Source organism: Pseudofrankia saprophytica (assembly GCF_000235425.2).
Lineage (GTDB): Bacteria > Actinomycetota > Actinomycetes > Frankiales > Frankiaceae > Pseudofrankia > Pseudofrankia saprophytica.
Genome location: NZ_KI912266.1, coordinates 2828906 through 2837776, shown reverse-complemented (window position 1 = coordinate 2837776; position 8871 = coordinate 2828906). Strand labels below are relative to the sequence as shown.

8 protein-coding genes are annotated in these 8871 nt (G+C 75.7%); 7 read left to right on the top strand and 1 reads right to left on the bottom strand.

Annotated elements, in window-relative coordinates:
* Positions 1-259 (top strand): hypothetical protein (locus tag FRCN3DRAFT_RS54990; RefSeq protein WP_035924666.1); only part of this gene is annotated, 259 nt, incomplete at its 5' end.
* Positions 260-334: 75 nt separating this feature from the next.
* Here the strand turns inward: FRCN3DRAFT_RS54990 and mftR are convergent.
* The gene (mftR, locus tag FRCN3DRAFT_RS44055) at positions 335-955 is read right to left on the bottom strand and encodes a mycofactocin system transcriptional regulator (protein ID WP_007520380.1); all 621 of its coding nucleotides are present in this window, start codon (positions 953-955) and stop codon (positions 335-337) included.
* A gap of 291 nt (positions 956-1246) precedes the next feature.
* Between mftR and FRCN3DRAFT_RS0211755 the strand changes: the two genes are divergently transcribed.
* The 6 genes from FRCN3DRAFT_RS0211755 to FRCN3DRAFT_RS0211730 all read left to right on the top strand — a co-directional run bounded on the left by FRCN3DRAFT_RS0211755 (position 1247) and on the right by FRCN3DRAFT_RS0211730 (position 8678).
* Positions 1247-3343 carry a mycofactocin system FadH/OYE family oxidoreductase 1 gene (locus FRCN3DRAFT_RS0211755; protein WP_007520382.1) on the top strand — a complete coding sequence of 699 codons (2097 nt, stop codon included), beginning with the start codon at positions 1247-1249 and terminating at the stop codon, positions 3341-3343.
* Positions 3340-5364 (top strand): mycofactocin system FadH/OYE family oxidoreductase 2, encoded by a 2025-nt coding sequence (locus FRCN3DRAFT_RS0211750; RefSeq protein ID WP_007520384.1) that lies wholly within the window; start codon positions 3340-3342, stop codon positions 5362-5364. The genes FRCN3DRAFT_RS0211755 and FRCN3DRAFT_RS0211750 overlap by 4 nt, the downstream gene beginning before the upstream one ends.
* A gap of 88 nt (positions 5365-5452) precedes the next feature.
* Positions 5453-5611, top strand: coding sequence for a hypothetical protein (locus FRCN3DRAFT_RS53980; protein ID WP_007520388.1), 159 nt, complete (start codon positions 5453-5455; stop codon positions 5609-5611).
* Positions 5612-5666: 55 nt separating this feature from the next.
* On the top strand, positions 5667-6881 hold the full coding sequence (locus FRCN3DRAFT_RS44050) for a mycofactocin-associated electron transfer flavoprotein alpha subunit (RefSeq protein ID WP_232794011.1): 1215 nt from the start codon (positions 5667-5669) through the stop codon (positions 6879-6881).
* A complete protein-coding gene (locus FRCN3DRAFT_RS0211735; RefSeq protein WP_007520763.1) occupies positions 6874-8241 on the top strand; it encodes an FAD-dependent oxidoreductase in 1368 nt (455 codons plus the stop codon). Before FRCN3DRAFT_RS44050 ends, FRCN3DRAFT_RS0211735 begins: the two co-directional genes overlap by 8 nt.
* Positions 8238-8678 carry a ferredoxin family protein gene (locus FRCN3DRAFT_RS0211730; protein WP_007520765.1) on the top strand — a complete coding sequence of 147 codons (441 nt, stop codon included), beginning with the start codon at positions 8238-8240 and terminating at the stop codon, positions 8676-8678. Before FRCN3DRAFT_RS0211735 ends, FRCN3DRAFT_RS0211730 begins: the two co-directional genes overlap by 4 nt.
* Positions 8679-8871: the final 193 nt, after the last annotated feature.

Genomic DNA, 8871 nt, shown 5'->3' with positions numbered 1-8871 from the left:
CCCTCGGGCGGCCGAGCGAGCCGCGGCCGGCCGGGCGGCGGACGACCGCGTCGCCGCCGACGACGTCGCCGCCGGACGCGCGGCGGTGGAACGGGTGGCCGTCGAACGGGTGCCGGTGGAACGGGTGGCGGGCGACGCGGCGGTCCGCGTGGGCCGGGCCAGGCTGTTCTCATCGGGGCTGACGGTCGTCGTTCGCGCCTTCGACGGCATGGCTGTTCCCCTTTCCGCCCAGGCAGCGGCGACAGTCGGCTACGCTTAGTAACCGCGTTGAAGCCAAGTGTCTACCATGCGGGACGGCCGATCGCCCGTCAGCCAGCCGGGCCCGTCGGGTCCTTCACGGACGGCGCCCGCCACGCTCGAGGGGCGAGAGCGGACGGTCGAGACCGTCCACCAGCAGCCCGAGCGCCCGGTCGAGGATGGGGATCAGATCGGCGCCGGCGTGGGCGAGCCACTCCTCGTAGCCGGCGATCGCGACGCCGAGAAACGCCCAGGCCACCGCTTGCGGCTCGAGCGCGCCAACGTCGCGTCCGGTCCGCTCGGCGACGAACTCGGCGACCACCGCCCGCCACCGGGCGTAGCGCAGCATGGAGTGCGCCTGCAGGGCGGGGGTGCGCAGGATGAGCGCCATCCGTCGCCGGTGCCAGTCCGCCTCGGCGGCCGGGTAGCTGTTGAAGTCCAGGATCGCGCGGCGCAGCGCCGGGAGCACCGGCACGTCGGGCGGGGTGGCGGCCAGCGCCGCGCGCATCGTCTCGAGGTGGGCGTCGAACTCCCCCCAGGCGACGTCGTTCTTCGACGCGTAATACCGGAAGAACGTGCGCCGCCCGATGCCCGCCGCGGCCGCGATGTCGTCGACCGTGGTCGCGTCGAACCCGCGCTCCGCGAAGATCAGCAGAGCGTGCCGCTCGAGCTCGGCGGCGCTCGTCACCGGCCGGCGCCCGGCCCGTCCCCCGTTCACCCTGGACCCATCCCCCCGGCTGGCGCCATCTCCAGGAACCGTGCCATCTCCAGGAACCGGGCCGTCCCCGCGGACACGGCCGGTGTCGCGCTGCGCGACCGCTCGCGCGGAGCCGGGCTCGCGGAACGCATCAACCGATCCCTTTCCTTTGGCATCGGGTGCCAATATGCTTCCTGTCACCCGGCAAGTTGTGACATCGGGTGTCACAACCGGACGGGCCGCGAGCGCCGCCCGTTCCGGGAGGTGCCCAACCCATTGCGATGTGGACGGACATCACGGTATGGCCACAGCATGAACTCGATCGACGGCGACACCGACGCGGTGCCCGCGCCGCCACTTTCGGTGCCAGCGCCGACACCGGCGGTGGCACGCTCCGTGAGCCTGGCGCTCGCCGAGCCGTTCGCGTTGCGTGAGCACACCGCGCCGTCGCGTGTCCTGTTCGGCCCGCACGAGACGAACCTCGCCCGCCGCCGGGACATCTCCGACCGCCACGTCGCCTACTACGCCCGCCGCGCCGCGGGCGGCGCCGGCGTCATCGTCACCGAGACGGCGTCCGTCACGGCCGACGACTGGCCCTACGAACGCGCCCCGTTCGCCGCCGACTGCGGCCCCGGCTGGGCCGCGGTCGGCGAGGCGGCCCGCCCGCACGGCACCTTGGTGCTCGCCGGGCTGGGGCACGCGGGCGGGCAGGGCTCGAGCGCGTACTCGCAGTCGGTGCTGTGGGCGCCGTCGCCGGTCGCGGACGCGGCCAGCAGGGAGCTCCCGGCCGAGCTGGAGCAGGACGGGATCGACGCGGTCGTCGCCGGTTTCGCCGCCGCCGCCGAGCTCGCCGCCACCGCTGGCCTCGCCGGGGTCGAGATCGACGCCGGCCCGCTCGCGCTGCTGCGCCAGTTCCACTCCGGGCTGACGAACCACCGGGGCGACGGCTACGGCACCGACCGGCTGCGGCTGACCCGCGAGGTGCTCACCGCGGTGCGCGCGGCCCTCGGCCCGGACAGGATCCTCGCGCTGCGGCTGTGCTGCGACGAGCTGGCGCCGTGGGCCGGAGTCACCCCCGAGCAGGCCACCGAGCAGGTGGACGCGCTGGCCGGCCTGGGCCTGCTCGACCTGCTCGTCGTGGTGCGCGGCGGCCCGTACTCGACGACCGCCTACCGGCCGACGTCACACACCGAGCCGACGTTCAACCGCGACCTGTGCGCGGCGATGCGGACGGCGGCGGCGGGCCGGGTGCCGGTCGTGCTGCAGGGCAGCGTCGTCGACGTCGACGCCGCCGAGGCCGCGCTCGCGGACGGCGTCGCCGACCTCGTCGAGATGACCCGCGCGCAGATCGCCGACCCGGAGCTCGTCGCCAAGGCTCGCGCCGGGCACGCGGAGCGGGTGCGGCCCTGCCTGCTGTGCAACCAGGCCTGCCGGGTCCGCGACAACCGCAACCCGATCGTGAGCTGCGTCGGCGAGCCGCGCAGCGGCCACGAGACCGAGGACGCCCCTCCCGAGGGGAAAGACCCGCGGCCGCGCGAGGTTCTGGTCGTCGGTGGCGGCGCGGCCGGGCTGGAGGCCGCCCGGGTGTTGGCGTCGCGCGGCCACCGCGTCACGCTGGCCGAGGCGGGCGAGCGGCTCGGCGGCGCGCTGCGGACCGCCGCCGTCGGCCCGGGCCGCGAACGGCTCGCGCTGCTGGTCGACTGGCTCGCCGCCGAGTGCGCCCGCCTCGGGGTGCGGTTCCTGTTCGAGAGGACGGTCACCGCCGCCGAGCTGGACGCCGCCGAGGCGGCCGGCCTGGCGGTCATCCTCGCCACCGGCTCGGTCGCGGCGGGCCGGGTCTACCCGGCGCCGCCAGGAGCGGTCCCGGTCCCGGCCCTCTCGGCGCTGGCGCTGCTCGACGGCGGCGTCGGGGTGCTGCCCGACGGACCGGTGGTCGTCCACGACCCGGTCGGCGGCCCGGTGGCCGTCGGGATCGCCGAGTGGCTGGCCGGCGCCGGCCGCGAGGTCGCGCTGGTCGCCCCCGACCAGGTCGCCGGCACCCTGCTGTCGCTCACGGGCGACCTCGCTCCGGCCAACACCCGCCTCGCCCAGGCGGGCGTCCGCCGCGAGCTGCGGGCGCTGGTCCGCGAGGCCGCCGCAGGCCGGGCGGTGCTGGAGGACGTCTGGACCGGCGCCCGCCGCGACATCCCCTGCGCGGTCATCGTCGACTGCGGCCACCGCCTGCCGATGGAGGCGCTTTACCTCGAGCGCCCCGGCACCCCGCGGGCCGGCGACTGCGTCGCGCCGCGCGGCGCGCTGGAAGCCGTCCTGGAGGGCCGCCGCCGCGCCCTGGAGGTCGCCACCACGCCCCCCAGGCAGCGGCGCGCGCCGGCCGGCGCCGCGAGTGTGAGCGAAGGGGCGGGCCGATGAGCGCGACGGGCCGGTACCGGTACCTGTTCAGCCCGCTGCGGATCGGGCCGTTGACGGTGCGCAACCGGGTGGTGTTCTCGGCGCACCTGACGAACTACGCCGCCGACGGGCTGCCGACCGAGCAGCACGCCGCCTACTACGCCGCCCGCGCGGCCGGCGGCGCGGGGCTCATCATCACCGAGGAGCACTCGACCCACCCGACCGACTGGCCCTACGAGAAGCTGATCCACGGCTTCAACCCGGCCGTCATCCCCGGCTACCGGCGGATCACCGACGCCGTGCACGCCCACGGCACGCCGATCCTGGCGCAGATCAACCACAACGGCGGCCAGGCGTCGAGCATGTTCTCCCGCCAGCCGGTGTGGGCGCCGAGCCCGGTGCCGGACCCGCTGTTCCGCGAGGTTCCCAAGGCGCTCGAGCCGCACGAGATCCGCGAGGTCGTCGCGGGCTACGGGCTGGTCGCCGAGCACTGCGTGGCCGGCGGGTTCGACGGCATCGAGCTGCAGTGCTCGCACTCGTCGATCGTGCGCGGCTTCCTGTCTCCCGCCACCAACAAGCGGACCGACGCCTACGGCGGGTCGCTCGTGAACCGGGCCCGGCTGCTGTTGGAGATCGTCGACGCGGTGCGCGCCGCGATCGGCCCGGGCAAGGCGCTCGGGGTGCGGATCTGCGGCGACGAGCTGATCGAGGGCGGGACGACGATCGAGGACGCCGTCGCCATCGCCCAGCTGGTCGAGGCGCAGGGCAAGGTCGACTACATCAACACCTCGATCGGCGTCGCCACCGCCACGCTCTACATGATCGAGGCGAGCATGCAGGTGCCGCCGGGCTACGCGATGTTCATCCCGAGCGCGATCCGGGCCGCCGTCTCGCTGCCCGTCGTCGGCGTCGGCCGGTTCAAGGACCCGCTGCAGGCCGACCGGGCGCTCGCCGCCGGCCATGCGGACCTCATCGGCGTCGTGCGCGGCCAGATCGCCGACGCCGACTTCGTCGCGAAGGCCCGGGCCGGGCACGCCACCGAGATCCGCACCTGCCTGTCGTGCAACCAGGAGTGCGTCGGGCGGATGGGCCTGAACCGCTGGCTCGGCTGCATCGAGAACCCGCGCACCGGCCGCGAGGCGGTGCCGCTGCCGGCGCCGCGCCGGCGCGGCCTGCGGGTGTTCGTCGTCGGCGGCGGGCCAGGCGGGCTGCAGGCCGCCGTCACCGCCGCCGAGCGCGGCCACCACGTCACCCTGTTCGAGCGCTCCGACCGGCTGGGCGGCCAGGTGCTGCTCGCGGCGAGCGTGCCGAGCCGGGCCGAGTTCCTCGACATCACCCGCAACCTGGTCGCCCACGCGCAGCGGGTCGGCGTCGACGTGAAGCTGTCGACCGAGGTGGACGCGGACCTGCTGCTCGCGGAGAAGCCGGACGCGGTGATCCTCGCGACCGGCGCCGCGCCGAACGCCCCGTGGTGGGCGGGCGGAAACCCGCGGGTCGTCGACGTCCGTGACGTGCTGGAGGGACGCGCGGTCCCGGCCGGCAGGGTGGTCGTCGTCGACGAGCTGGGCTTCCACCAGGCGACGTCGGTCGCGGAGCTGCTGGCCGACCGCGGCTGCCAGGTCGAGGTCATCACCAACGGCATGGTCGTCGGCCAGGACCTGGGCGTCACCCTCGACATGGAGCAGTGGAACGTGAAGGCCGCCGTGCGCGGCATCACCCAGGCCACCGACCTCGTCCCCATGGGCACGACGCCCGCCGACGACGGCGAGGGCGTGGTGCTGAGCCTGCAGCACCACCCCACCGGGACCGACCAGACCAGGACCGCCGACTGGATCGTCTGCGCCGTGCACCAGCGGGCCGACGACACGCTCTACCGGGCGCTGCGCGCGGCCCGGACCGGACTGCCGGCCGGCCCTCATAGCCCCGAGGGCCGGCCGGTGGGCGACCTGCCGTTCATGGTGACCCGTGTCGGCGACTGCCTGTCACCCCGCCGCGCCCACGCCGCCGTCGTCGAGGGGCAGCGCGCGGCGGTGGCGCTCTGATGGCCACCGGCCACCACCCCGCCGGCCACCGCCCCTCCCGGGCGGACGGGCGGCGGGCGGACGGGCGGCGGGCGGACGGGGGCGCGGCGTGATCTACGAGATCGAGTGGACCACCGGCGAGGAGGTCGCGCCGGGCTTCCTCGCCCTGTTCATCGCCGAGATCGAGGCGGACAGCCTCGACGAGGCCCACCTCGTCCTCGACGACATCGTGATGGAGAGTGATCGTCTGTGGCGCGAGTTCTGCTGATCGTCGCGGGCGGCCCCACGCCGACGGACGGGACCGGCGCGCGATGATCGAAGCCGTGATCTCCGATATGCCGCCGACGACACCGGGCTCGCCGGCGCCTGGCTCGCCGGCCGAGACGCCGGCACCCGGCCCGATGACCCGGCCCGGATCCCGGTCTGGGTCCGGGCCGACGGTCGGCGGGACGGTGGCGGTCGTCGTCGCGCGCGGCGGGCAGGTGCCGCCGGGCGGCGCAGAGGCGGTGGCGGAGGCCGGCGGGCGGGTGCTGGTCGTCGGCTCCGGGGCGGCTGAGGCGGCCATGACGCTGCACCACGCGACCGGCGGCGGGCCGGCGGCCGAGGTCTGGTGGGCCGACACGGGCCCGGGCCTGCGGGTGGGAGCCCTCGCCGCGTCGCTCGCCCCGCTGCTTGCCGGCGCGGACCTGGTGGTGCTGCCCGCGTCGGCGGACGGCCGGGACCTCGCGCCGCGGCTGGCCGCCGAGCTCGCCGTCCCGCTGCTCGCCGGCGCCGTCCAGGTGGGGCTCGCGGGCGACGGGGAGGTGCGGGCGGAACTGGCCCGCGTCGACGGCCGGCTGCTGGTCGCCGCGACCTGCGCGGTGCCCGCCGTCGCGACGCTGCTGCCGGGTGCCCGTTCGGTGTACGGCGGCTCGGCGGAACCGGCCCGCATTCCCCAGCAGACCTCTGCGGGCACCCGGGGGCCGGTCGAGGTGGTGTTGCCCGCCGCGCCGGACGGCGTCGTCGACGTCGAGGTCGTCGAGGTGCTGGAGCCGGACCCCGCGACGATGGACCTCGGCGAGGCGCGCCGGGTGCTCGGCGGCGGCGCCGGCCTCGTCGCCCGCGACGGCGGGCTGGCGGGTGTCGAGCCGGCCGCGGCGTTCACGCTGCTCGCCGGCGTGGCCACGGCGCTCGGCGCGTCCGCCGGCGCGACCCGGGTCGTCACCGACGCCGGCTGGATGGGTTACGAGCGCCAGATCGGCACCACCGGCATCACCCTCGATCCCGAGCTCTACATCGCGTTCGGGGTGTCCGGCGCGAGCCAGCACACGGGCGGGCTCGGCGCGCCGCGCCATCTGGTGTCGGTCAACACCGACCCGAGCTGCCCGATGACCGCGATGGCCGACCTGGGCCTGGTCACCGACGCGGGTGAGCTGCTCGTCGAGCTCGCCCGCCGCCTCGGCGTGCACGTCCCCGCCGGCGCTCCGGTCCCCGCCGGTCCCCCGGCGAGCCCGGCCGCCGACGTTCCCGACCCCCGCGGGGAGACCACCCATGGCTGACGACCAGGCCCTGTACGCAGGCCCGGCCAGCGTCCCCGGCGCGCCCCGCGGCGACCGGCCGGCGGATGTCGACGTCCTCGTCGTCGGCGCCGGGCCCGCCGGCGCCGCGGCGGCGCTGGCCGCCGCCAGCGCCGGCGCGTCCGTCGTCATGCTCGAACGCGGACCGTTCCCCGGCTCGAAGAACGTCTACGGCGGCGTCATCTACGGCCGGATCCTCGACACCGTCGTGCCGAACTGGTGGGAGGAGGTGCCGGTCGAGCGCTGGGTGGTCCGCCGCTCGACGATGGTGCTCACCGAGACGCAGGCGCTCACCGTCGACTTCCGCACCCAGAGCTGGGCCGGCCCGCCGTACAACGGCATGACGGCCTACCGCGCCGACTTCGACAGCTGGCTCGCGGGCAAGGCGACCGCCGCCGGCGCGCGGCTGGTCACCTCGACGGTCGCGACCGGGCTGCTGCGCGACGCGGCCGGCCGGGTCGTCGGCGTGCGCACCGACCGGGCCGACGGCGAGCTGCGCGCCAAGATCGTGATCGCCGCCGACGGCGTCAACTCGTTCCTGGCCAAGGAGTCCGGCCTGCTGCCGAAGGCCGACCCGAAGCACCACACCCTGGGCGTCAAGGAGGTGCTGTCGCTGCCGCGCGAGGTGATCGACGAGCGCTTCGGGCTGCGCGGCCAGGAGGGCCTCGACATCGAGATGCTCGGCAACACCCGCGGCATCCCCGGCGGCGGCTTCCTCTACACGAACAGCGACACGGTCAGCATCGGCGCGGTGCTCGCGCTGCCCGGCCTGGCCGCGGCGAAGGTCCGGCCGGAGGAGATCATCGCCGACCTGAAGGCACACCCGGCGATCGCGCCCTACCTGCGCGGGGCGACGGTGAAGGAGTACGCCGCGCACCTCATCCCGGAGGGCGGCTACGACCACATGCCGGCGCTCGCCATGGACGGGATGCTGGTCGCCGGCGACGCCGCCGGGATGACGCTCGCCGCCGGCATCTGGCTGGAGGGCGTCAACTTCGCGATCGGCTCCGGCCTGGTCGCGGGCCGGATCGCCGCGGAGGCCGCCGCCGCTGGCGACGCGTCGAAGAAGAGGCTGGCCCGCTACCGCGACGAGCTGGAGAAGCAGTTCGTGCTCGCCGACCACAAGCGGCTGCGCGGCGCACCCGAGATCATCCTGTCGGAACGGATCCAGCGCCGCTACCCGGGGCTGGTCGCCGACCTGGTCGAGAGCCTCTTCACGGTGACGAACCCGGAGCCCAAGCCGGGCGCGCTGGCACTGCTGCGCCGGGCCGCGAAGCGCAACGGTGTCAGCCTGCGCGAGCTGGCCAGCGACGGAGTCAAGATCGGAAAGGTGTTCCGGTGAGCCGGTTCGGGATCAGGAAGTCGGCGCGCGCGGCCGGCACGTCCGCGGACGCGGGCGCCGGCGAGCCCGCCACCACCGGCCCTGCGGCCACCAGCCCGGCCACCACCGGGGTTGCCGCTGGGGCAGCCGCTGCGGGCGCCGGCGGCGGGCGGTTCGGCGACATCGCGTTCGACGACCGGATGGCGACGGTCGACTTCCGGGTCGGCGAGCGGGCGCACATCGTCGTCGACTCGGACGTCTGCCGCTCCTGCACCACCCGGGCCTGCGTCACCGCCTGCCCGGCGAACCTGTTCGCGCCCACGGCGGACGGCGGGATCCTGTTCAACTACGAGCAGTGCTTCGAGTGCGGCACCTGCTACATGGTCTGCAACGGCGAGGGCGCGCTCACCTGGACCTACCCCGACGGCGGCCAGGGCGTCGTCTTCCGCCAGGGCTGAGGCGGGCGGGCTGAGGCGGACAGGGCTGAGGTGGCGATGAGGAGCACGGCGATGACGAACACGACCGGCGACGGGGCGGGCGCGGGTGGCCCGCTGGTCGCCGTGTGCCTGCGGGTCGCCGACCTTCGGCCCGAGGTCGACCCGCTGACCGGGGCGGTGACGCGCTCGGCGCACGGCGCCGGGCTGTCGGCGG